We start from the raw sequence: 22,123 nt of genomic DNA, 5'->3' as shown, positions 1-22,123 counted from the left end.
CCGTACGGGTGGCCCAACGCCTCCTCGCGATGACCGCCGCGATCTGGCACAACAACAAGACCGGTGCACCCGTCACCCGGTCACTGATCGCCTACGACCACTGACCGGGATTCGGAACAACTCGTCTCGTGGTGTGGGAGTCCGCCGACCTGGTCACCTGGTCGGCGCCGTGGCTGCTCAACGTCGCCGGCACGATCCCGGACGGACGCAACGCGTGGGCGCCCGAGGCGATCTGGAACCCGGCCACCGGGGACTACGTCCTCTACTGGGCCACCAAGGCCACCCTGAACGGGGTGTTCAAGCACCGCGTCTACCACGCGCGGACGACGAACTTCCGCAGCATCACGACGCCGCAGGTGTACATCGACCGGGGCGGCAGCCAGGAGACCATCGACACCCAGATCGTCGAGGTCCCGGCGGGCGTCGGCAACCACCGCTACGTCCGCGCCTCCCGGGACGACCAGATCACCATCGAGGGCAGCGACTCGGTCCTCGGACCGTGGACGAGGCTCGGCGACCTCGCCGCCATCGGACTGACCGGTGCCCAGGTCGAGGGCCCGATGTGGCTGCGGTTCAACAACCGCGACGAGTGGACGCTCTATCTGGACCAGTACGCCTCCGGTCGCGGCTACCTGCCCGTCCTGACGGTCAACCCGTCCAGTCCGGGCAGCTACCGGATCCCGGCGTCGGGGTCCTACCACCTGGGCGGCACCCGTAAACGCCACGGCTCCATCCTCAACCTGACCGCCGCCGAGCAGAACCGGGTGCTCGCCCGGTGGCGCGGCACCGCGGTCAACCGGATCCAGGCCTACAGCCACCAGGACCGCTACGTCCGACACGCCGACTACGACGTACGCCTCGATGCGAACGTCAGCCCGGAGCAGGACGCCCAGTTCCGGCTCGTACCCGGGCTGACCGGCGGCGCCGGCACGATCTCCTTCCAGTCCGTCAACTTCCCGAACCACTACCTGCGCCACTACGGCTTCGACTTCCGGCTGGACGCCCACGACGGCACGACCACGTTCGCCGAGGACGCCTCGTTCCGTCAGGTCGCCGGGCTCGCCAACTCCTCCTGGGTGTCGTTCCGGTCCGTCAACTATCCCGACCGGCACATCCGGCACAACAACTTCCTGCTCCGGCTGGACCTGATCAGCGACGCGCGGGGGCGCGACGACGCCACCTTCCGGCTGACCTCCTGAGCCGGGCGACGGCCGATGCCCGGTGCACCGCGGGCGCCACACCCACGGTGCGCCAGGGCGCGGGCCCCCGGTCGGGACTGCGTGGTCAGGACTGGGTACGGGTCCACTGCTGGTTGGTACCGCCGGTGCAGGCGTACTGCTGAATGTCCGCGCCGTCGGCGGTGCCCCGGTTGACCACGTCCAGGCACTTGCCGCTGTGCCGGGCCCGCAGCTGGTGGTGGCCGTCGACGGCGACCCACTGCCACTGCTGGTTGGTACCGCTGCCGCAGGTGTACTGGATGATGTTGGCCCCGTCGGCCGTCGAGGCGGAGGCGACGTCGAGGCACTTGCCGCTGTTCTGGTTGACCAGGCGGAGGTAGCCGCCGCCGGCGTCCTGGAACTCCCAGCGCTGGTTTCCGCCGCCGTTCCAGGCGTACTGCTTGACCTCGGCGTTGTTGGCGGTGGAGCTGCTCACCACGTCCATCACCCGTCCGCTGTTGCGGTTGGTGATCCGGTGGTACGTGGGCGCGTTGCCGACGACGGTGCCGGCCGCCACGTCGATGGTGATCGACGGATACCAGTTCAGGCTCATGCTGGTCGCCGACGGGAAGCTGATCGGCAGCCAGACGTACTGCGAGTCGCCGACCGGGCCGCCCCAGGCGCCGGCCCACCGGTCGCCCATGTACAGGTAGCTGGTGGTGGAGGTGCCCTGGATCGGCAGCACGAACGTCGGCTGGGAGTTGAAGGTGGTCGAGTTGCCGACGTTGGTCCAGCCGGTCCACGGGCCGGAGATGCTCGACGCGGTGGCGTACCGGGCCTGGTTCGGGTTCCAGCCGGTCGCCCCCGAGGTCAGCAGAAAGTAGGTGCTGCCGCGTTTGAACATCGCGGGTGCCTCGCGGTGGGCGTCGTTCCAGAAGTTGCCGACCAGGCCCGCCACCCCGAGGTAGTCGGGGGTGAGCCGGTAGATGTGCAGGTCGTAGTTCTCGTCGGCGGCCGAGATCATGTATGCGGTGCCGTTGTCGTTGTAGAGCGTGATGTCCCGCGACATGTGCTGGCCGAGCGGCCGGAAGCTGCCGTGGTAGGTGTAGGCGCCGTCGACGGTGGCCGAGGAGGCGACCGCCGCCCGCGCCTCGCTGTAGTTCGACCCGTTCTCCTTGTGCATCCACATCACGTACCGGCCGGTGCTGGCGTTGTAGATGACCTTCGGTCGTTCGATGTTGGCGACCTGCAACTCGGCGGCGGACGACTGGGTCAGGACGTTGTTGCGGAACTCCCAGGTGCGCAGGTCGGTCGAGCGGTAGACGGAGACGGCCCGGAAGGTGTTGTCCGGGTTGCGGTTCTCACCGAACCAGTAGTGGTAGGCGCCGACCTTGAGCACACCGCCGCCGTGGGCGTGCAGCACGTTGCCGTTGGTGTCGGTGAACTGGGTGCCGTTGGTGACGGTGACCGGTGCCGCCCCGGCCGGGGTGGTGGTCACCGTGGTGGTCAGCACGACCGCGACCGCGGTCGTGGTGAGCGCCGCCACCAGGGTGTGGAGTCGCCTGTCGCGTCTCACTGCGGGGTCCTTTCCGAAAACGGACGGAACCGTCGCGGCGTCGGACGGGGGACGGCCCGGTGTGGTGGTGGCGCGCTGCCGGCAGGCGACGGTTGTTCGGGTGGTCCCATTGGTAGACGACCGCGCCCCGGCGGCGCCACAGCCCGGGCCAAATCATTCACGATCTTCCATATTTGGACGCCGGGTCGGCGTGGATCTCGCCGGCCACGGCGGCGGCGTCGAGCAGCCGGGTGCAGACCGGGACGAGGCGGTCGAGGAAGTAGGCGTGCAGGCTCCCGAAGGTGGCCTCGTCGGACTGCATCGCCTCGGCGAGGCCGTGCTTGGTGACCAGGAAGTCGACGAAGAGGTCGATCCACCGCACCAGCGCGGCGTACGGGGTGTCGCTGGTCGCCAGCAGGACCGAACCGGCCTCGGCACAGGCCTCGACCTGGTGCCGGTAAACGGCCACGACAAGGTCGGCCCGGGTCGGGAAGTGGCGGCAGATGGTACCGACCCCGACCCCGACCCCGACCCCGACGCCGGCCCGGGCGGCGATGTCCCGTACCGGGGCATCCACGCCGGAGCCCCGGTCCCAAGAGCCTGCTCACCCTCTTCGGCGCCGAACACTCCCTGGGCGGAATCGTCGGCCCCCACGCCGCGGAGACCACCGACGAGAGTCCCGAACGCGTCGCGCTGATCCAGCGACTCAGCTCGGCCTACCTGCGCAGCGTGCTCTACCCCGGGGACACCGCCTGGACGGCGGCGAGCGCCCAACTGCGGACCGGCACCCATCCGCTGGGTCGGGTCGAATCCCGCTGAGACACGGGGGCGCGGCGGTCCGACGGCCGGGTCGGGCCGCCGCGTGCACCGCCGCGCCGAGGTCTTCGGCGCGGCGGTCGGCCAGGAACCAGCCACCCGGCCGGGCTGTCGGCGGGTGGGATCAGGACACGTCATGCCGGCCGAAGTGCAGCGTCGCCGCGCCGAGCGCCACGACCACGTACCCGACCAGGACGGCGACCGCGCCGGCGGGCGACAACAGGTACGGGTGGTCGGCGCCGGTGAGCTGCGGGACCAGGTTCGGCAGCAGGACCGAACTGAGCCTCAGGTGCCACGTCGTCGGCAGGAAGTGCGCGAATGCCGGCGCCACCAGAACAAGCGCGCCAAGGGTCACCAGTGTCGACGCGGTCGAGCGCAGCACGAAACCCAGGCCCAGGGCCACGATGCTGGTGACCATCACGACAAGCGCGGCGCAGAACACCGTCGGCAGCGCGTCCGTCCAGGTCGGCCAGGGGTCGAGCGGTGCGGGCCGGTCACCCAGCAGCAGGATCGCGCAGGCGAAGGCGAACAGTCCGAACAGCAGTCCGCTGAGCAGGCTCACCGCGCCGGCCAGCGTGGCCTTCGCGGCCAACAGGATCCGCCGCTGCGGCACGGCCAGCAGGCCCGGACGGATGGCGCCGGTCCGGAACTCGGCGGTGACCACCATGGCGCCGATCGCCCCGACGAAAAACCCGACGAACGGCATGACCGCCACGGTCGGGTCGGCCGTCTCGAAGTCCGCCTGCTCCGCCGCTGTCGCCTGGTCGAAGGACCGGATCAGGAGGAACAGGACGAGCAGCCCGAGCAGCGTGGTCAGCATCGCGGCGGCGAGGAACCCGTACGTCGACCGGACGGTCCGCAGCTTCCACCACTCGGCGGCCAACGCGGCCCGGAACACCCGCGCACGGGACACGACCGGTGGCGACCCGCCGCCGGTCTCCCCCGTCGTCGGGCCGCCGCAGACCATGGTCATGATCGTGCCGTCCTCTCCGTGGTAGCCGGGTACTCGACCGCCTCGCTGGTCAACTCCAGGTAGACGTCCTCGAGCGTGGCGCCGCGTGGCGTCAGTTCGTGCAGGGGAATCGACGCCGACGCCGCCGCGTCGCCGATCGTGGGCGCGTCCACGCCGACCGCGACCAGACCGCCGTCGTCGGTGCCGGTGACGGTCGCGCCGAGACCGGTCAGGAGGCGACCGAGTTCGGCCGTCCGGGGCGACCGGACGAGCACGTCACGTGCGAACCGGCCACGCAGCTCCGCCACCGAGGTCTCGGCCAGCAGTCGCCCCCGACCGATGACCAGCACCCGGTCGACGGTGAGCGCCATCTCGCTCATCAGGTGGCTGGAGAGCAACACCGTACGGCCCTGTGCGGCCAGCGACCGCAGGGTGGAACGGATCCACCGGATGCCCGCCGCGTCCAGGCCGTTGACCGGTTCGTCGAGCACGATCACGCCCGGGTCGCCGAGCAGCGCGCCGGCGATCCCGAGACGCTGCCGCATGCCGAGCGAGAACCCGGCGACCCGCTTGTCCGCCACGCCCGCCAGGCCGACCTGCTCCAGCACCTCGGACACCCGGGCCCGGCCGATCCCGTTGCTGCGGGCCAGGCAGGCGAGATGCCCGACGGCGGTACGGCCGGGGTGGGCGCCGTCGGCGTCGAGCACCGCACCCACCTCACGCATCGGGTGGCGGATCTGGTCGTACCGGCGATGGCCGATCAACGCCTGCCCCGAGGTCGGACGGTGCAGGCCGAGCAGGATGCGCAGGGTGGTCGACTTGCCCGCCCCGTTCGGGCCGAGAAAGCCGGTCACCACACCCGGACGGACCTCGAACGACAACCGGTCGAGCGCCGGCGTGGGTCCGTACCGCTTGGACAGTTCCCTCACCAGGATCATGGCGGAAATGGTTCCAGCGGTGCGGGTCCAGCCGCGTCTGACCACGGTCGGAAACCCGTGTCCGACCACGGTCGGATCCCCTGCGGCCGTCGCCGCTATACGGTGGGCACATGGGTTCCAGACGGGGTCCCGTCCCGGCGCCGGCTGCCGGATCCGAGGTACACCGCACCGTGGTCGACACCGCGGTCGCCGGCGTCCTGGCGTACCTGGCGATCCACGCCACCCTCGATCCGCCGGGCCCCTCCTTCACCGGCCCGGCCTGGGTGGTCTGGCTGACCGGTGCCGCCGTGGCGCTGCCCCTGGCGGTCCGCCGCCGCTGGCCGGTGGCGGTGCTCGGCGGCGTGACGGTGGTCGCCGCGACCGCGACCGCGTTCGGTGTGGTGGGACCCGGGGTCATCTGGGTGACGTACGCCCCGGTGGTGCTGGCGCTCTACACGGTGGCGACCTCGGCCGGCCCGGTCGTCGCGACCGTCGCGCTCGCCGGCGGCCTGGTCGCGCCGGCGGTCACCATAACGTGGTTCTACCACCGGACCGGGATCGGCACCGCCGACGCGCCCGGTAGTGAGGTGCCGTTGTGGTGGCAGGTCGAGGTCGGCACGGTCGCCGTGCTGCTCACCACGGCCTGGGTGGTCGGCCGGCTGCTCCGGTGGCGCCGGACGGTCCAGGCCGGCCTGGCCCGCCGACTCGCCCGGGACGCGGTCGCCGCCGAGCGGCTACGGATCGCCCGGGAGCTGCACGACATCGTCGGGCACAGCATGAGCCTGATCGCGGTGAAGGCCACCGTCGCCAACCACATCGCCGACGAGCGGCCGGCCGAGACGCGGGCCGCCCTGGTGACCATCGAGCGGACCAGCCGGTCCGCGCTCACCGAGATCCGCCGGGTGCTCGACGTGCTGCGCTCCGAAGACGACCCGGCCGTCGACCTCAGCCCGTCCCCCGGGACCGCCGACCTGTCCGACCTCGCCGACCGGCTACGCTCCGCCGGGCTCCGGCTGGACCTGCGGCTGGACGGCGCCGACACGCTGCCCCCGGCGGTCGACCTCACCGTCTTCCGGATCGTCCAGGAGTCGCTCACGAACGTGGTCAAGCACGCGAACGCCGGACACTGCCAGGTGACGGTTCGGGGCCGGGACGGCGGCGTACACATCGAGGTCCTGGACGACGGACGCCCGTCCCGGTCGGCCGGCCGGCCGACCGGCGGGCAGGGCCTCATCGGGATGCGCGAGCGGGTGACGATGTACGGCGGCACCCTGAGCACGGGTCCGCGGCCGGAGGGCGGGTTCCAGGTCGTCGCCGAGATCCCGTACGACCCCGTGGAGGAGCCCGCATGACGGATCCGTCGTCCGACCCGGACGGACAGTCCGTCCGCGACATCGGCGTGCTTCTCGCCGACGACCACAGCCTCCTGCGGGAGAGTTTCCGGGCGTTGCTCGAGGTGTCACCGGGCTACGTCGCGGTGGGTGAGGCCGGCACCGGCACCGAGGCGGTCCGGCTGGCCCGGCACCACCAGCCGGACGTGGTGCTGATGGACGTCCGGATGCCGGAGATGGACGGGATCGAGGCGACCCGACGGATCTGCGCGGATCCCCACACCTCCTCGGTACGGGTGCTCATCCTGACCACCTTCGACCTGGACGAGTACGTCTACGCCGCGCTGCGGGCGGGGGCCAGCGGATTCCTGGTCAAGGACGGCACGGCGGCCGAACTGCTGGCCGGCATCCGGGTGGTCGCCGCCGGTGAGGCGCTACTCGCCCCCCGGGTCACCCGGCGACTGATCTCGACGTTCGCCCGCCAGGGCCGACCGGTCGCCGGCCCGTCGCCCAGCCTGGGCGTGCTCACCGAACGCGAACGTGAGGTGCTGTCCCTGGTCGCCCGAGGGCTGTCCAACTCGGAGATCGCTCAACAGCTGTACGTCACGCTCGGCACCGTGAAGACCCACATCGGACGTCTGCTCAGCAAGCTCGCCGCCCGGGACCGGGCACAGCTGGTCATCACCGCGTACGAGACCGGTCTGGTGAGCCCCGAGCCGCGTTGAGCTCTTCGGCGCGGCCCGTCGGCGGACACGACACTGCCCCGCTGGTACGGGTGGAACCGCACCGACGGGGCAGTGGTCAGCAGGCTGGCGTCAGCGGATCGTGACCGTCGCCGTCCGGTACCGGTCGCGCCCGTGCTTCTTCGTCGGGTCGTAGTTCTGCTCGACGTTGCCGGCCGCGTCGACCGAGAACCACTTGAAGGTCGTCGTCTCGGTCACGTGGAACACCTGGCCCGGCTCCCGGAACTCGGTCGCCTCGTAGCGCGGCGACTGCAGGGTCGGCCGGCTGCCGTCGGTGGTGTAGTAGATCGTCGCCGGCTCGTTCGTCTCGAACCGGACGTCGACCGGACCGGAGTACTTTCCGCCGCCGGGCAGCAGCCGGGACGTGGGGTCCTTCTTGTCCTTGCCCCACTCCGCCGCGACCCGGAACATCTCCATGATCCCGTTGGCGTACTCCATCGTCTCGGCGTGGCCGCTGACCAGTGCCGGATCCCCGTCCCACGGCGGCTGGAACGAGCCGCCCTGCCAGTTGCCGGTCGTCGGGTTGTACACCGAACCGCCGACCTCCCAGCCGAAGGCGTAGATCCCGTACGTGTGGTACAGGTCCTCGCGGACGTTGCCGGCCGAGGAGTAGAGGACGTCCGACGAGCCGCCGACGTTCTCCGGCGTCACCACGGTCTCCCGGTGCGCCTTGACCTGCGACAGGATCCGGGCCGCCGACTGCCAGTAGAACGCCTCGTCGCCGAGCGGCGGGCGGGGCGTGGTGATCCGACCGTCGGCGATGTACGCCCCGGGCTGCCAGAACAGCTGGCCGCCGTTGGAGTGCACCGACATCATGAACTTGATGTTGGAGTACCGCTCGACCAGCCAGATGATGTTCTTCGCCTCCGGCTCGGAGAGCTTCTCCGGCCCCTGGAAGGTGTCGCTGACACAGCTGGTCGACGCGCCCGAGTAGCCGTCGTGGCCCGACCCGACCCGGTAGTTCCGGTTCAGGTCGACACCCCAGGAGTTGCGCCGGGCCGGGTCGGCGTTCGCGTCCGGACAGTGGTTGGTCATGTTCCGGCGCTGCGAGGCGAAGTTGTAGAAGCTGTAGTTCGCCCCGTCCGGGTTGTTGGAGAGGATGAAGAAGACGTCGGTGTTGTCGACGATCTTCTTCGTCTCCCGGTCGGTCTTGTAGTTGTGCACCAGCCGCTCCGCCGACTCCAGCGACGTCGTCGCCGGCACCCACTCCCGGGCGTGGTCCTGCGCCTGGATCAGCACGCCGGGCTTGCGGCCGTCGCGGTGCTTGCCGATCCGCAGCACCGGGATGGTGGCCGGACCGCGCGGCACCTCACCCTCGGGCGCCCCGACCCGCTTCTGGTCCAGGAAGTCGGTCAGCGCGACCGGACCGGACGTCGGCGCGACGATCCCGGTGCCCGCGTTGGTGCGGTAGGGGTGCGCCCGGTCGACCAGCCCCCGGGAGCCGCTCTCCAGCGCCGCCGCCACCTCGGTGGCGGTGCTCGCGGGCGCACCGGCGGCGTCCGTGGCCAGCAGCACCCGGACCGCCGTGCCGTTCACCTCGACGCCGAGCGGGAGATCCGCCTCCGACCGGTCCACGAACTCGACGGTGACGTCGTTGCCGCCCTCGTGTCCCCAGGCCGCCGAGCTGACCACGACCGCGGACTCGCCCGTGCCGCCGATGGTGGCCTGCGCCTTGCGCTGGTAGCCGTTCGTCCGGTTCGGCAGGTAGATGATCTCGGCGATCTGCGGGTACTGCCGGGCGATCTCGTGGGCGCGGGCGTAGAGCTGCTGCGGGGTCCGGTAGCCGTCGACGAAGTCGTACCGGTAGCCCTGGTTCTCGGTCAGCGGCGGCGGGGCGTCCTCGAGCCAGTCGGAGACGTCGCCGACCGCGACCCCACCGGTCGAGCTGGTGACCCGGATCTGGCTCGGTCGCTTGTCGAGCTTGAACAGGTCCCGGTGGAACATGTACTGCCCGGAGTCGACGAACCGGCTCATCGTCCGGGCGAAGTCGAACGGCGTCCCCCGGCCCGAGTTGTTCTCCACCTGCATCCCGACGACCGGGTCCGCCTGCTGCCCCTCGGTGGTCCGCGCCTCGACGTACAGGAAGCCCTGGCCCTTGGTGGTGAACCAGTCGGCGCGGACGACCCGTACCGTCGCCTGGGCGGCGGCGGCCGGCTGGGCGTACCGCGCCCCGGAGTTCCGGAGACCGCCGTCGGCCTCGTCGCTCCAGACGAAGCCCTCGTCGTCGCCGAGGATCTCGACGCCCATCGCGGTCAGTTCGGCGATCTGGGCGGCGGTCACCACCGCCCGGCCCTCGATGCCGGCCGGCACCCGCCGGAGCCCGTGCTCGAGGTCGAAGCCGGCGGCGGCCACCTTGTCCAGCATGTCGGCGCCGGTCAGTTGGACGCGTACCAGGCGTACCGGATCCTGACCCTCCAGGTCGGACCGTGCCGGACCCGCCGTGGCGGTGCCGGGCTCCGCACCTGCCGGCGGGGTTGCCATGAGAACGCTTCCTACCAGGGCGGACAGCGTGAGAAGCGCGATACGCGATCGCGTACGTCGCATTCTCCCCTCCTTCTCTTGCGGCCTGTGGTTGGTACCGTGGCCGGCCCGGCCGCGGCCGGGCGGGGTGCAGGTGAGCGTATGTGCATTTCTCGCGGCGACGGACCAGGTGAAGCGGATCTTGAGGATTACTTGAGCCAGGCGCCCGGTTCCCGCACCGACAGCACGCCCGGCCCCGAAACACCCGACGACAGAGACCCCGAAACTTTCGGGGTCGTACCCGACCCGACGGATCTCCGTCAGCCGATCGGACGGCGCGTCTCGACCAGCCACCGTCGCCCGGTTAGCATTCGCGCGTCTGGATCTGCCGGAACGTTTCCCGGCACCACCCACGCGCCGTCCCGCCCGGGTAGGGAGCCCCTTCATGCGCCGCAAAGACCGCTCGAGTCCACCATCCCGAAAATTGCCCGCACTCCTGGCATCCTGCCTGCTCAGCCTGGTCGGGTCGGTTGCCGTGGCGACGCCCGCCCAGGCGGCGGACCGGGTCGTGCTGAGCAACGACTTCGAATCCGACTCGTACGCCCCGTGGCTTCCACGTGGACCCGTCACGCTCGCCACAGCGCCCGAGGGGCGGGAGAGCGGCAGCAGCCTCTCGGTCACCGACCGCACCGCGAACTGGCAGGGGACGGCGACCAGTGTGACCACATTGTTCGAACCCGGCGCGACGTACGTTATCGGCGCGTGGGCGAAACTTCCGGCGGGTACCGAAGGCTCGGCGGGCGTCCACTTCACCGTGGAGGCCACCCCGGCCGCCGGCGGTGACAACACCTACACCTGGGTCGGTGACAACGTCACCACCACCGCGGACACCTGGGTACGGATCGGCGGCAGCTACACGATGCCCGCCGGCCTGACCTCGGCCACCCTCTACGTCGAGGCCGACGGCACCACGCCGTACCTGCTCGACGACGTCAGCATCACCACACCGGACGGCACCGGCGGCCCGGAGCCGGGCACGGTCGTGATCAACACGGACTTCGAGGACGGGCTCGACGGCTGGGGTCCGCGTGACGGCGGCCCCGGTGCCCCGACCGTCGCCCGCACCGACGTCGCGCACGGCGGCGCGGCCGCGGCCCTGGTCAGCGACCGGGTCAACCAGGGCGCCGGCCTCGGCCGGGAGGTGGGCGGCCTGTTCGAGACCGGCGCGACCTACGAGTTCAGCGCCTGGCTCCGGTTCGCCGAGGGCCAGCCGACCGACCAGGTCTGGCTCAGCCTGGCCAGCACCGCCGGCGACAGCCAGTCGTTCAGCACCCTCGCCCAGTTCGACGGGATCACCAACACCGGCTGGACCGAGGTGACCGCGAGTTTCACGATGCCGGCCGCCGACAGCGCGCTGCTCTACCTCGAGACCCGCTGGCAGGACGGCGAGACCGGGAACACCAGTGACCTCCTCGTCGACGACATCGTCGTACGGGTGCCGCAGCCGCCGGTCATCGAGACCCTCACCCCGATCCACGAGACCACCGACTTCCCGGTCGGGGTCGCGATCGACAGCCGCGAGACGGTCGGCGCCGCCGCCCAGCTACTGACCCGGCACTTCACCAACATCACGCCGGAGAACCACATGAAGCCGGAGGCGTGGTACGACGCGGAGCGCACCTTCCGCCCGCACGAGCAGGCGATCGCGCTGACGGACTTCGCCCGGGACAACAACCTCGGCCTCTACGGGCACGTGCTGGTCTGGCACAGCCAGACCCCGCCGTGGTTCTTCCAGGACTCCGCCGGCGCCCCGCTCAGCACCTCCGCCGCCGACCAGCAGATCCTGCGCGACCGGCTGCGCACGCACGTCTTCGCGGTCGCCGAGTCGCTCAGTGAGCGGTACGGGGCGTTCGGCTCCGACACCAACCCGGTGAACGCCTTCGACGTGGTCAACGAGGTGGTCAACGACAGCGGCGAGTTCGCCGACGGGCTGCGCCGCAGCGAGTGGTACCGCATCCTCGGCGAGAACTTCATCGACCTCGCGTTCCAGTACGCGGACCAGGCGTTCAACGACGTCCACGCGGTCGCCGGCGCCGACCCGGTGAAGCTGTTCATCAACGACTACAACACCGAGCAGAGCGGCAAGCAGGCGCGGTACAGGGCGCTGGTGGAGCGGCTGATCGCCCGTGGCGTGCCGGTCGACGGGGTCGGCCACCAGTTCCACGTGTCGCTGGCCACCCCGGTCAGCAGCCTCGAGTCCGCGCTGGCCGCGTTCGAGGACCTGCCGGTGACCCAGGCGGTCACCGAACTCGACGTCACCACCGGCACCCCGGTCACCCAGGCGAACCTGATCGAGCAGGGGTACTTCTTCCGGGACGCGTTCCGGATCTTCCGGGCGTACGCCGACCACCTCTCCGTGGTCACCGTCTGGGGCCTCACCGACGGCCGGTCCTGGCGGTCCGGCAACGGCGCCCCGCTGGTCTTCGACGACAGCCTCCGGGCCAAGCCCGCGTACCACGGGGCGGTCGACGGGGAACTGCCGGCGCGACTGCGGACCGCGAACGTCTTCGCCGGCAGTGTCGCCCTCACCGGGGCGGCCACCGCCGACCTGACCTGGCGTCAGCTGCCGTTGCACCCGATCGAGGAGGTGGCGCGGTTCCAGCTGCGTTGGGCCCCGGACCACCTGACCGCCTACGTGTCGGTCGACGACCCCGCGGCCTCCGCCGGTGACGAGGTCAGTTTCGTGCTGGCCGACCGGACGTACACGGTGGCGCGGGACGGCACCGGCGACGTACCCGCGGTGGCGGCCGACCGGGACGGCGGCTACGCGGTCGTCGCCCACCTGCCGCTGACCGGGGCGGCCCAGGGCGACACCCGCACCCTGGACGTCCGGGTCGCCGACAACGGGGAGACGGCCGGCTGGAACTCCCCGGGGGCGGTGGGCACGCTGACCCTGGTCGAGCCGCTGTCGTACCTGGAGGTCACCCAGGCCCGGACGGCGCCGGAGGTGGACGGTGCGGTCGAGGACGCCTGGGCCGACGCCCGGGCGGTCACCACCACCAAGCAGGTCTCCGGCACGGACGGTGCGATCGCCACGGTCCGTACCCTGTGGCGGGACCGGACGCTCTACGTGCTCGCCGAGGTCGCCGACCCGGTGGTGGACGTCTCCGGGTCCGACCCGTGGGTCCAGGACTCGGTGGAGATCTACGTCGACGCGGGCAACGCCAAGAACGGTCCCTACCGCTACGACGACACCCAGATCCGGATCAACGCCGACAACGTCGTCTCGTTCGGCACCGGTGACGAGGCGTTCCAGGCGGGCCGGCTGACCAGCGCGGCGGTCCGTACCGGGACGGGTTACACCGTCGAGGCGGCGATCAGCCTGCTGGAGTACGGCGGCCCGGACACCTTCCACGGCCTGGACTTCCAGGTCAACGACGCCTCGGACGGCGCCCGTGCCGCGATCCGCAACTGGGCCGACCCGGTCGGCACCGGCTACCAGGCCACGGCCCGTTGGGGCGTGGGCCGGCTGGTCGGCCCGACCACCGGCAACGTCGACATCGTGCTGCGGAACATGACCCGGTGGGACTCCGACAGCGGCGGCGGCTACTGTGCGACAGTCGTCGCCACCAACCCCACCGGGCAGCCCGTGGACTGGTACGGCTACCTCGAACTCGACGGCGAGATCTACGACGCCTGGAACTTCCAGCGGCAGGTCCAGGCAGACGGCACGTACCGGATCAGTGGGGTGGGCTGGAACCGGACCCTGAAGCCGGGCGCCAGCACGGTCAGCGTCGGCTACTGCGCCAACTGGTGAGCCCGCCGGTAACCGCCGACTGAGGTCGTTGGCCACTGCGGCCGCCGGTAGCACTTCCTTGGAGAAGCTGTACCGGCGGCCGCATGACGCGCCGCTGACGTCCTGGCCACCCGTCCCCGCCCCGGCCGGCCCGGCACGGTTACCGCGCGGTGCACCCGAGGTCGGCGAGCAGACTCTCGATCACCGCCTCCTCGTGGATCGCCGTGGCGGTCTCCGCCATAACCTGGGAGAGGACCGGATCCCACGGGGTCGGCAGCGGGCGGCCGGCAAGTGGTTGCCTCGGCGTTCCCCGCTCGACGGCCTGTGCCACGGCCCGCTGATAATCGACCGCCGTGAACTGCCAGGGCTGGGCGCGGTAGCGCCGGATGACGCGGTCGGCGATAGCGATGCCGGGCCAGTCGAAGTCTCCGTGGTAGCGCAGATGCACGTCCGGCGATGCCATGACGGTGTCGAGCAGAGCGAACGTCACGGTGTTGGGATTTCCCAACGTGCAGATGATCGCCGTACTGGAACCGGCCTCCGCCGCAGCCTCAAGGACCCGTGGATTCTCACACACGTAGACGGTCTGTGGGGCCAGCCGCAGGGGTGTGAGACGGCGGATCTCCCGCAGTGTCAGGTGTGTCTCGGCGCCGGCGTCGGCACGGCTCCGAAGCCAACCGTCGCCCGGGGGACGCAGTCCGTAGGTGAGCACCGTCGTGGCGACGGTGTCGCTGGCCACCCCGGCGGCATCCCAGAGGGCCCGGCGTTCCACCGCGCCCGACGGGTAGTCGGGGGTACCGGTGAGGGCGAGGGCGAGCCCTCGCAGGACGAGGCGGGTCAGTGGGCTGTCATCGTCGAGCCCGTGCGCGCTACCGGTAACCAGCTGAGCCAACTCGCCGCGAGACCAGGTACGCGCGTGCTCGCCCACGGTCAGCCCGAGTGTCGTGGCTGCCTGGCTGACTACCCGGCGTACCTCCGCCGCTGGTAGCCGGGCCGGTAGTCCCTGCCGCCACAGCCGATCCAGCCACTCGGACGTCCAGGGACGGTCACCCAGGCCGGCGGCGATCAGGGCGGCGTCGGCGTGGTCCCGCAGCAGCGCCCGCCGTGCCCGCTCCGTCGCGGCGTCGACGCGTAGGTCGGGAATGGGACCGACGACCGCTTCCACCACTCCGAGCAGCCCGGTTCCTGCGGCGCTCGTCCAGAGCCGCTGATCGAGGTCGGCAAGGGTGACCGTGTGCGCTGCACCGACCGGCTGGCCAAGAAGCCGGCCGAGGGCTTCGCGTTCCTCGTCGCCGAGCCCGTTCAGGGTCACCCGTCCGCCGACTCTTCGACCGTTGCGTACCAGCCGAGCGTGTACTGCCGTCCACAGCGGTCGCAGCCCGGGCGACCGCAGGTACTGGAGCGCACCAACCGGGATCATGAGGTGAGCACTGTGCGGCGGCGGCCGTCCCAGCGGAAGTGCAGGGTGGCGACGCCGGGCTGGGTGGGATCGCGGAGGCATTCGTAGATACCCAGCGACGGCACCTCCGGAAAGCAGCCCCAGAGCCGTTCACTCGTCAGCACGGCGTCCAGGTCGAGGTCCACCAACAGGCCCAGCAGACGACCGTGGGTCGGCTCGTCGACCTTGGCGAACGCGTCGTCGAGCAGGATCAGCCGTGGAGCCTGCGGATACGCGTCTCCGACGGAGGTGAAATGCGCGGCGGCAGCGGCGAACAGAACCAGGTACGACACCACCCGCTGCTCGCCTTGCGACATAGCGGTACGCGCGGACAGAGTGCGTTCGCGGTCCGGGTTGGCCTGGTCGGTGACCCTGACCGTGAAGCCGAACCAGCTGCGGTAGTCGAGTGCCGTACGCAGGTGCACGGCGTAACCGGCGGACGGGTCCGCACGTCGCGCGTCCTCGACCCGGCGGGAGAGCGCCTCCCGCAGGCGATCGTTGTTGTCCCGGCTCCGCAGCTCGAGCGGAGTCCTGAGCAGGGCCACGGCGGTACGGACGTCCGCGTCCGCGTCGTCTCTCAACGTCCAGACCAGCCGGGCGCCGAGCCCGTGGGAGGTACGGACCCCAGCGAGGGTGGCGTTCATGGCTGACACCAGGCTCTCGGCGGAACGGATCTGCCGCGCCAGCGCGTCCCCCAACTCACCGAGAAGGAAACGCTCGAACGCGTGCCGCTCCCGCTCGGCGACCGCAGAACGCTTCTGCTCCAGCTCCGCGCCGAGACGCCCGGTCGCCACCGCGGCCGGGTGTTGCCCAATGTCGTCGGCGAGTTCTATGACCTTGACCCCGTCCCGGTCCTCCCAAATGAGGTCGAAGCCGCCGGGCAGTCTGCTGCGCACATCGTTGTAGCGCTGGTGCAGGGCGTTCTCGCTGAGGTCCCGTTGAGGCCGGCCGAGTAGGTCGCGGAGCAGGCTGGCCAGTTGATCCAGCTGCCGGATCCGCTCCGGTGGCGTGCCCGTGCCCAACTCCACCGGCACGTCGCGGTTCAGCGCCAGCGCGGGACCAACGCCGGGCAGGGTCAGCACCCGAGGCAGAGCGGTGCCGGCGGCCAGGGCGACCTGCTCCTGGTCGGTCAGCAGTCTGCGGGCCTGGTCTCGCGCCTCCTCGGCCCGGACCCGACGGTCCCGGGCGTGCTCGTGGACGCGGCGGGCAGCCGGCAACTGGTTGTCGGCCCCGTGGAGACGCTCCTCGGCAGCGGACTCCTGCCGGTGAATCTCCGCAGGCTCGGCTTCGAGTGACCGTTCGAGCACGGCGAACGCCTGTTGCGCGGCAGCGTGGGCCTCGGCCGCCCGCTGAGCCTCGTCAGCGGTGCTGGTGACCCGATCGGCCGCCTCGACGCGCCGCTGGATCAGAGACTCGTACGGCACGAGTTGGCCGGCGAACTGTCCGATCGACCTGGCGTGCCGGGGTAGCTCTGCCGAGAGCTGTCGCAGACGCTGGTCGATGTCGTTCAGCCCGTCCCGCTCGCTGGGAAGCAGGTGGGCCTCGGCCGCGGAGCGTGCGGCGGCCCGGCGGTCGTCGGCGACACGGCGGAGCTCCCGGGCCCGACGCCTCGCGTCCGCCGCCTGGCGGGCGAGCCGGTGCACGGCGGACTCCGCCTCGTCCCGACGTGCCCAGGCCCGAACCAGCTCGGCACCGTCAGGCAGGACGCGCATTGCCGCGGCCAGTGCGTCGCGCTCACGATCGTTGCCGATGAGCTGTCGGTCGACATCGGCGAGGCGGGATGCCAGGGTCTCGAGGCGTTCCCGCAGGTCGGCGAGGCGCCGCCGGCGCAGGGCTTGGCGGTTGGCCGCGCCGACGTACTCCGCCGCCGGTTTGGTCCAGGCGCCGTGGGCCACATGGAGCTGCCACCGGCCGTCGTCGGCGATCCAGCTGCCGGCGCTCGTGGCCGGTCCGAGGCCGATGCTGCGAAGCAGAGCCGTCACGTGTTCCGCTCCGGGCACCACCACCAGCACCTCCTGCAGGGTGGGTGCGGCGACGGGCTGGCCGGGGCGCAGCAACACCTCGCCGCTGACCGCGTCCCGCAGCGCGGCGCCCTCGGTGAACACTCCGTCGAGCAGGCCGCTCGACTCAAGCGCCGCCTCGATCCCAGCCCGTTGCCGATCGTCAAGGTGATCGGCGAAATCGATCAGCCGGTACAGCGGGATGCCCGGACGCGCCGGGACGTCGGTCCGGAACCGGGACCGGGGTGGTTCCGGATCGCTCATCGCACTCCACCGACCATGCTCCTCCCGTACCTCGTCGATGCTGGCCTGGAGCTCTGCCCGCCGGGACCGGAGGCTGTCGCGCCGGTGCTCAGCCGCCGCGCGCAGCGGTGCCAGGGCGGCCTCGGCGGCCGCGCGGACCTCGGCCGGCGTCTCCGCCCGCAGCGGATCGTCGCCGAGCAGTACCTCCCGTACCGCCACGAGATCCGCGTCGGCCAGAACCGGCAGTGCCATCCATTCCTGCACGGCGCGCGCGAAGACACCGCCGGCCGCGACGAGGTTGTTCGTCACCTCGGTCAACCGGTCCTGGGTCTCGCCCTGCTGCCCGTCGAGCAGGTCGCGGTCGGCTTCCGCCCGCGCGGCGACGACGGCGGCCGCGTCCGCCTCGTCCAGTCGCTGGCGTACGTCGGCGACCGCCGTCCGTCGGGCGCGCACCGCTTCTTCTGCCGCGGTGACCCGCACCCGATGCTCGCCGAACTCCTGCGCCGCCAGGCGGTGGTCGACAACCTGGGTCGAGGGGGCCGCCGGCACACCGGTACGACGTAGTTCCGGTACCGCGCCGAGATGCGCGGTGTCCAGGCCCGACTCGGCGGCGAGCCCACGGATGCGTCGGTGGTCCTCACGCAACTCGGTGACGGTGGCCGCCAGCCGTTCGGTCTCCGCGACAAGCCGCGCCGCGACATCGGTGTACGTCTGCCGGTCGGCGTCCACCGCGTGCGCGGCGGATCGGGCCGCCGACTCGAGTGCCCGTACCGCGATGCGGCGCTGCCCCAGCTCCTGAACGGCCCGGTACGCCGCGCTGTCACGGAGCGCCTCGAGTTCGGTACGAGCCTGCCGCCCCTCGTGCTCCCAGCGCTCGACCTCGGCCGCGGCAGCCTGCTCCGCCTCGAACGCCGTCGCGACCTCCCGCTCCGCCTGGCCCGCCTGGCGGCGTTGGGCGCGGAGCTGGGACAGGGCCTCGTCGACCGCCGCCACCCGACGACGCAGCTCGCCGCGAAGATATCCGCGGTACGCCGTCATCAGGTCGGCCAGCGCCGAATGCGTGGCTTCCAGCCTGCCCAGATCGGAGCGGACGGTTTCCAGGTCGTCGAGGTTGTGCGCGACCGGGTCGAGCACGTCATCGTCGACCGGCGGCAGTGCTTCGCCCAGTTCGGTGGTGAGCTGTCCGGCTTCGATCCGGTCGCCGATGGTGGGGCGGCGTAGCCGGTACAGCAGGTGGACGAGGTTGCGGTACCGGCCGGGGTCGCCGATTCCGAAGAGTTCACGACCCACCCGGGCACGGTAGTCCCGGGCGCTACCCAGCAGGGCCGACTCGCCCAGCATCTCCCGTAGCCGCTCGATGGGCACGGGTTGCCGGTCCACCACCAGGTCGACGTCGACACCGACACGCAGCGGGGTGATGAAGTAGGTGAGTCGCGCCTCGCTGGTCGAGGACGACCATCGAACAATCGCCCCCAGCGTCAGAAACTGTGCCGAACCGTGCTCGTCGACTCGCCGGAGCTCCAGCCAGACGTACCCCTGCCGGTTCACCCCGCTGGCACCCTCACCCATCAACCAGCGGAAGGTGGTACGGCCGGCGCCTGTGGCGTCCAGACGCTTGGCGTCGCCGTCCAACAGGAACGGCAGGAGCAGTTCGAGGGCCTTCGACTTGCCGGCGCCGTTCTTACCACGCAGCAGCAGCCGGCCGCCCTCGAACTGGAACACCTGGTCGTCGTACTGCCAGACGTTGCAGATCCCGGCCCGGTACAGCCGATACCGGTACGGATGTTCCGGCGTGGTCTCCGCCCGGCTGGCCGCCACCGCCGCCGGGCTCATGACCGTACCGCCTCGTTCGGGGCGTAGCGGGCCGCCGCCGCGAGTAGCACCAGGGTGCCAGCGGGTGCCTCGCCCCGGGCCGCACGGGCGTCGACCGCACGTTCGGCGGCTACTGTCTCGTCTGAGTCGGTGTCGGCGACGGTGGGCGCCGAACGCGCCAAGAGTCCCATGCTGGTCAGCAACGCGATGACCGCCTCTCGCAGCAGCAGTGGATCGTCGACGTACCGGCCCGCCCACCGTCGGCCGTGCCGGTCGGTCAGATCGGCAAGTATCCGGTCCAGGGTGTCGGCCGGTACGGGTGCCCCGATCGTCAGCTGTCCTGTGGCAGGGCGTACCTGCTCGACCAGCATCCCGATCGTCAGCAATGCGGCCTGGGCCACGGTGCCGACTCCGGGAAACTGCACATCGCTGAGTTCCTCGTCGGGGTCCACGAGGGCCGCCCCCTCGGTGCGCAGCTCGGCCTGCAGACCGGCGTATTCCAGGAAGGACCGCTCGTCACGCCGCTGCTCACGGCGCAGCCAGGCGCGCTCCGTGGCGGTCAGCTCGTCGAGGTACGTCACCGGTTCCTCGACCAGCCGCCGCCGCACGCTGTGTCGTGGCCCGCCCGGACCCGGCTCGGCCGCGCTCCGGAGGAAGTCCGCCGGTGTGGCGGCCCGTCCCGGAGGTGTGGCCATCAGATGGGCGACGATGTCGCGGTTCACGGTGAGCAGTGCCTCGGCGTCGTCGGTGTCGGCGAAGCTGGCGACCGTGCCCTGTTCCTCGCGCAGTGCCTGCCACGACACCAGCTGCCGAAGCGCGGCGCTGAGCGCACGGCGTTCGGTGGGACGCTGCGCGTCGCCGAGTCCGATGCCGGCCTCGACCGCCGCCGACCGCACGTCGGCGATGAGCTGTGACAGCAGCACCTGCTCCGGTCCGGTGAGCAGTACCGCTACGGCGAGCGTGAGGTAGGCGTACATGCGTGGGGTGAAAGGTCCCGTCGCCCGCAGCAACGGTCTCCCCCGCCCCGGGCCCAGACCCGGCTTGAAGAGCCGAGCGAAACCCGCCTCCACGACGAGCCGGTAACCGAGGAAGTTGCCGAACCAGCTCTTCAACCACTCGGCATGCCGACGGACCAGTGCAAAATCGTCGTTGTCGGTCAGCAGCAGCGGCGAGGCCAGCAGGGCTCGTACCGCCCGGCGTCGCTCGGTCGCCAACGCGATGTCGGATTCGTCAGCCACCGGCGTCCACCAAGCGACTGATCGAGATGTCGACGTCCTGGGCGGTGAAGTTCCCGGCGGGCGAGCGCAGGGTCAGCACGTTCCGCGGTTTGCTGAGGAGCTCGCAACGCAGACTCAGGTCGACGACCACGGTGACGGCGTTGCCCAGCAGAGGATCGCCGGCACCGAGGGCCTGCGCCATCAGTTCGAGCAGAAGATGCACGGCCGGACTGGACAGGTACACGGCACCCAGGTCCGGCGCGGCGGACAGCAGTTCCGCCGCCGCCGCGACCCGCAGTTCGTGGATGGCCGCGGCCTTTGCGACCAGTGCCTGCTGCTGCGCGCGGTGGTCGGCGATCCGGGCGGCACGGCCGCGCGGCGCCCGGACTCCACGGTCCCGTAGTGCGACGGGAACGTGCACCGAAGGGCTCGACCACCAGCTGGCCGTCGCGGGTACTACCCGCTGCGGATCGGCGGCGATGCCAAGATGCCGGGCGGAGTAGAGCCCGAACGCCGACGTGTAGAGGTCGTTCGCTGTCTCCTCGTCGGCGCTGTCCAGCCAGTTCGCCAGGCGCAGCAGCTCCCGACGCCGGGACGCGCCGTGCCCGGTGGAGCGGACCATCCGTTTCGCGTTGGCGAGCAGGGACTGCAGGGCCCGCATGGTGGCCTCCCGGAGCTGGGTCACCTCGCTTCTGCGACCGTCGAGGTCGCTGAACCAGGCACGCAAAGCGGTCCAGTCGGCAACGTCGTGTCCTCGGCTGCGGTGTACTGCGACACCGAGGTCGGCGGCGGCGCCGGCCAGTCCGCCGTCGTTCAGGCCCGCCAACAGCCCTGGCAGGTATGGCCAGAGGCGCTGCAGGTGACGTTCGATCCGCGGCGCGAGAAGGACGATCTCCTCCGTGATCGACTCGACGTAGTCGAGCAGAAGGTCCTTGAACCCGAGGTACTCCGCGCTGTCCAGGTCGTACCGGGCCAGCACCTGGCCGAGAAACGCGTAGAAGTCGCGCACCGAGTCACGGAACGTCCAGAACTGGGCGAAGATCGTGGCGACCGTCTCCCGGGCGGTGGCGGCATCGAGGCCGCCCGGCTGTTCGAGACGGTCCGCCAGGTCGCCCAGACCGTTGGCGATCAGCCCGAGCAACTCCCGGCTGATCTCCCGGGCGGCGTCGACGCTCGACAGCACCTCGTCCGCCTGCCGCTGTACCCGTTCCCCGAGCGGCGACAGTTGGTAGCGGGACCGGGCCCGCCGGTACTCCTCGATGCTCTTCACCCGAACGGTGTGCGAGCTCGGAAGTAGATTGCCCCAGCCGACAAGTTGGTTCAACCGGCTGACCGCGGTGTCGAGGGAAAGGTCGACGCCCTGGGCCGCGAGTTCCTCGACTACCTGCTGAGCGGAGAGATCCGTCATCAGGGAGGAGGTGAACCGGCGCATGATGGCGAGGTAGACCGCGCGCTCGGGCACGGTCAGGTAGGTGAAGGCCTCGAGGCGGCCCAGATCCTCCGCCGGCTCACCCACCGCACCAGCATAGGCGACTGCCGGTAGCGGCAACATCGCCGCCTACGGGGCGGCGGGCGGGCCTGGACGGGGTCCGGGTGGCGGAATTACCGAAATTCGGGGCGGTTGTCCGGATGTGAAAATCAGGGCACCGAATCGACGGATCTCTGTGTCTTTGCTGACCTTTCCGC

At 71.0% G+C, this 22,123-nt stretch carries 12 protein-coding genes and 3 pseudogenes; 6 read left to right on the top strand and 9 right to left on the bottom strand.

The genetic code is table 11. The annotated features are described in order from the left end of the window. Positions 1–104, top strand: a pseudogene (locus ABGB21_RS27205) (IS982 family transposase); the annotation flags it as partial. A gap of 24 nt (positions 105–128) precedes the next feature. Next, positions 129–1,199 (top strand): glycoside hydrolase family 43 protein, encoded by a 1,071-nt coding sequence (locus tag ABGB21_RS27200; RefSeq protein WP_347680163.1) that lies wholly within the window; start codon positions 129–131, stop codon positions 1,197–1,199. Positions 1,200–1,284: 85 nt separating this feature from the next. On the opposite strand, the gene ABGB21_RS27195 is transcribed toward ABGB21_RS27200, so the two are convergent. Together ABGB21_RS27195 and ABGB21_RS27190 are read right to left on the bottom strand one after the other, a co-directional pair. Beyond that, positions 1,285–2,733 (bottom strand): RICIN domain-containing protein, encoded by a 1,449-nt coding sequence (locus tag ABGB21_RS27195; protein WP_347680161.1) that lies wholly within the window; start codon positions 2,731–2,733, stop codon positions 1,285–1,287. Between the two features lie 158 nt (positions 2,734–2,891). Continuing rightward, a pseudogene (locus tag ABGB21_RS27190) lies at positions 2,892–3,295 on the bottom strand (TetR family transcriptional regulator); the annotation flags it as partial. Between ABGB21_RS27190 and ABGB21_RS27185 the strand changes: the two are divergent. Next, positions 3,295–3,531 (top strand): annotated as a pseudogene (locus ABGB21_RS27185) (chlorophyllase); the annotation flags it as partial. The pseudogenes ABGB21_RS27190 and ABGB21_RS27185 sit on opposite strands and share 1 nt — an antisense overlap. Before the next feature lie 121 nt (positions 3,532–3,652). Here the strand turns inward: ABGB21_RS27185 and ABGB21_RS27180 are convergent. Beyond that, positions 3,653–4,501, bottom strand: coding sequence for an ABC transporter permease (locus ABGB21_RS27180; protein WP_347655634.1), 849 nt, complete (start codon positions 4,499–4,501; stop codon positions 3,653–3,655). Next, positions 4,498–5,418, bottom strand: coding sequence for an ATP-binding cassette domain-containing protein (locus ABGB21_RS27175; protein ID WP_347655633.1), 921 nt, complete (start codon positions 5,416–5,418; stop codon positions 4,498–4,500). The genes ABGB21_RS27180 and ABGB21_RS27175 overlap by 4 nt, the downstream gene beginning before the upstream one ends. A 110-nt stretch (positions 5,419–5,528) precedes the next feature. Here ABGB21_RS27175 and ABGB21_RS27170 point away from each other — a divergent pair, with 110 nt between their 5' ends. After that, positions 5,529–6,749, top strand: a complete 1,221-nt coding sequence (locus ABGB21_RS27170; protein ID WP_347655632.1) for a sensor histidine kinase — start codon at positions 5,529–5,531, stop codon at positions 6,747–6,749. After that, entirely contained in the window at positions 6,746–7,453 is a 708-nt protein-coding gene (locus tag ABGB21_RS27165; protein ID WP_347680159.1) for a response regulator transcription factor, read from the top strand. The genes ABGB21_RS27170 and ABGB21_RS27165 overlap by 4 nt, the downstream gene beginning before the upstream one ends. 90 nt (positions 7,454–7,543) lie before the next feature. Here ABGB21_RS27165 and ABGB21_RS27160 read toward each other — a convergent pair whose 3' ends face one another. Further along, a complete protein-coding gene (locus ABGB21_RS27160; RefSeq protein ID WP_347680157.1) occupies positions 7,544–9,952 on the bottom strand; it encodes a M14 family metallopeptidase in 2,409 nt (802 codons plus the stop codon). 463 nt (positions 9,953–10,415) lie between these two features. On the opposite strand from ABGB21_RS27160, the gene ABGB21_RS27155 reads away from it, so the two are divergent. Next, on the top strand, positions 10,416–13,748 hold the full coding sequence (locus tag ABGB21_RS27155) for an endo-1,4-beta-xylanase (protein ID WP_347680155.1): 3,333 nt from the start codon (positions 10,416–10,418) through the stop codon (positions 13,746–13,748). Between the two features lie 139 nt (positions 13,749–13,887). On the opposite strand, the gene ABGB21_RS27150 is transcribed toward ABGB21_RS27155, so the two are convergent. The 4 genes from ABGB21_RS27150 to ABGB21_RS27135 are packed head-to-tail and all read right to left on the bottom strand — an operon-like array spanning position 13,888 to position 21,953. Further along, a complete protein-coding gene (locus ABGB21_RS27150; protein WP_347655628.1) occupies positions 13,888–15,147 on the bottom strand; it encodes a TIGR02679 family protein in 1,260 nt (419 codons plus the stop codon). Then, positions 15,144–19,241, bottom strand: coding sequence for a TIGR02680 family protein (locus ABGB21_RS27145; RefSeq protein WP_347655627.1), 4,098 nt, complete (start codon positions 19,239–19,241; stop codon positions 15,144–15,146). Before ABGB21_RS27145 ends, ABGB21_RS27150 begins: the two co-directional genes overlap by 4 nt. Continuing rightward, positions 19,238–20,458 carry a TIGR02678 family protein gene (locus ABGB21_RS27140; protein ID WP_347655626.1) on the bottom strand — a complete coding sequence of 407 codons (1,221 nt, stop codon included), beginning with the start codon at positions 20,456–20,458 and terminating at the stop codon, positions 19,238–19,240. Before ABGB21_RS27140 ends, ABGB21_RS27145 begins: the two co-directional genes overlap by 4 nt. Beyond that, positions 20,451–21,953, bottom strand: coding sequence for a TIGR02677 family protein (locus ABGB21_RS27135; RefSeq protein ID WP_347655625.1), 1,503 nt, complete (start codon positions 21,951–21,953; stop codon positions 20,451–20,453). The genes ABGB21_RS27140 and ABGB21_RS27135 overlap by 8 nt, the downstream gene beginning before the upstream one ends. Positions 21,954–22,123: the final 170 nt, after the last annotated feature.

Source organism: Plantactinospora sp. B24E8 (assembly GCF_039871735.1).
Lineage (GTDB): Bacteria > Actinomycetota > Actinomycetes > Mycobacteriales > Micromonosporaceae > Plantactinospora.
The sequence above is the reverse complement of the archived record's forward strand: the minus strand, read 5'-3'. Positions and strand labels throughout refer to the sequence as shown.

Coding starts and splice junctions, on each gene's coding strand:
- ABGB21_RS27180 (WP_347655634.1), bottom strand. CDS start 4,501: ATGACCATGGTCTGCGGCGGCCCGACGACGGGGGAGACCGGCGGCGGG.
- ABGB21_RS27175 (WP_347655633.1), bottom strand. CDS start 5,418: ATGATCCTGGTGAGGGAACTGTCCAAGCGGTACGGACCCACGCCGGCG.
- ABGB21_RS27170 (WP_347655632.1), top strand. CDS start 5,529: ATGGGTTCCAGACGGGGTCCCGTCCCGGCGCCGGCTGCCGGATCCGAG.
- ABGB21_RS27165 (WP_347680159.1), top strand. CDS start 6,746: ATGACGGATCCGTCGTCCGACCCGGACGGACAGTCCGTCCGCGACATC.
- ABGB21_RS27160 (WP_347680157.1), bottom strand. CDS start 9,952: ATGGCAACCCCGCCGGCAGGTGCGGAGCCCGGCACCGCCACGGCGGGT.
- ABGB21_RS27150 (WP_347655628.1), bottom strand. CDS start 15,147: ATGATCCCGGTTGGTGCGCTCCAGTACCTGCGGTCGCCCGGGCTGCGA.
- ABGB21_RS27145 (WP_347655627.1), bottom strand. CDS start 19,241: ATGAGCCCGGCGGCGGTGGCGGCCAGCCGGGCGGAGACCACGCCGGAA.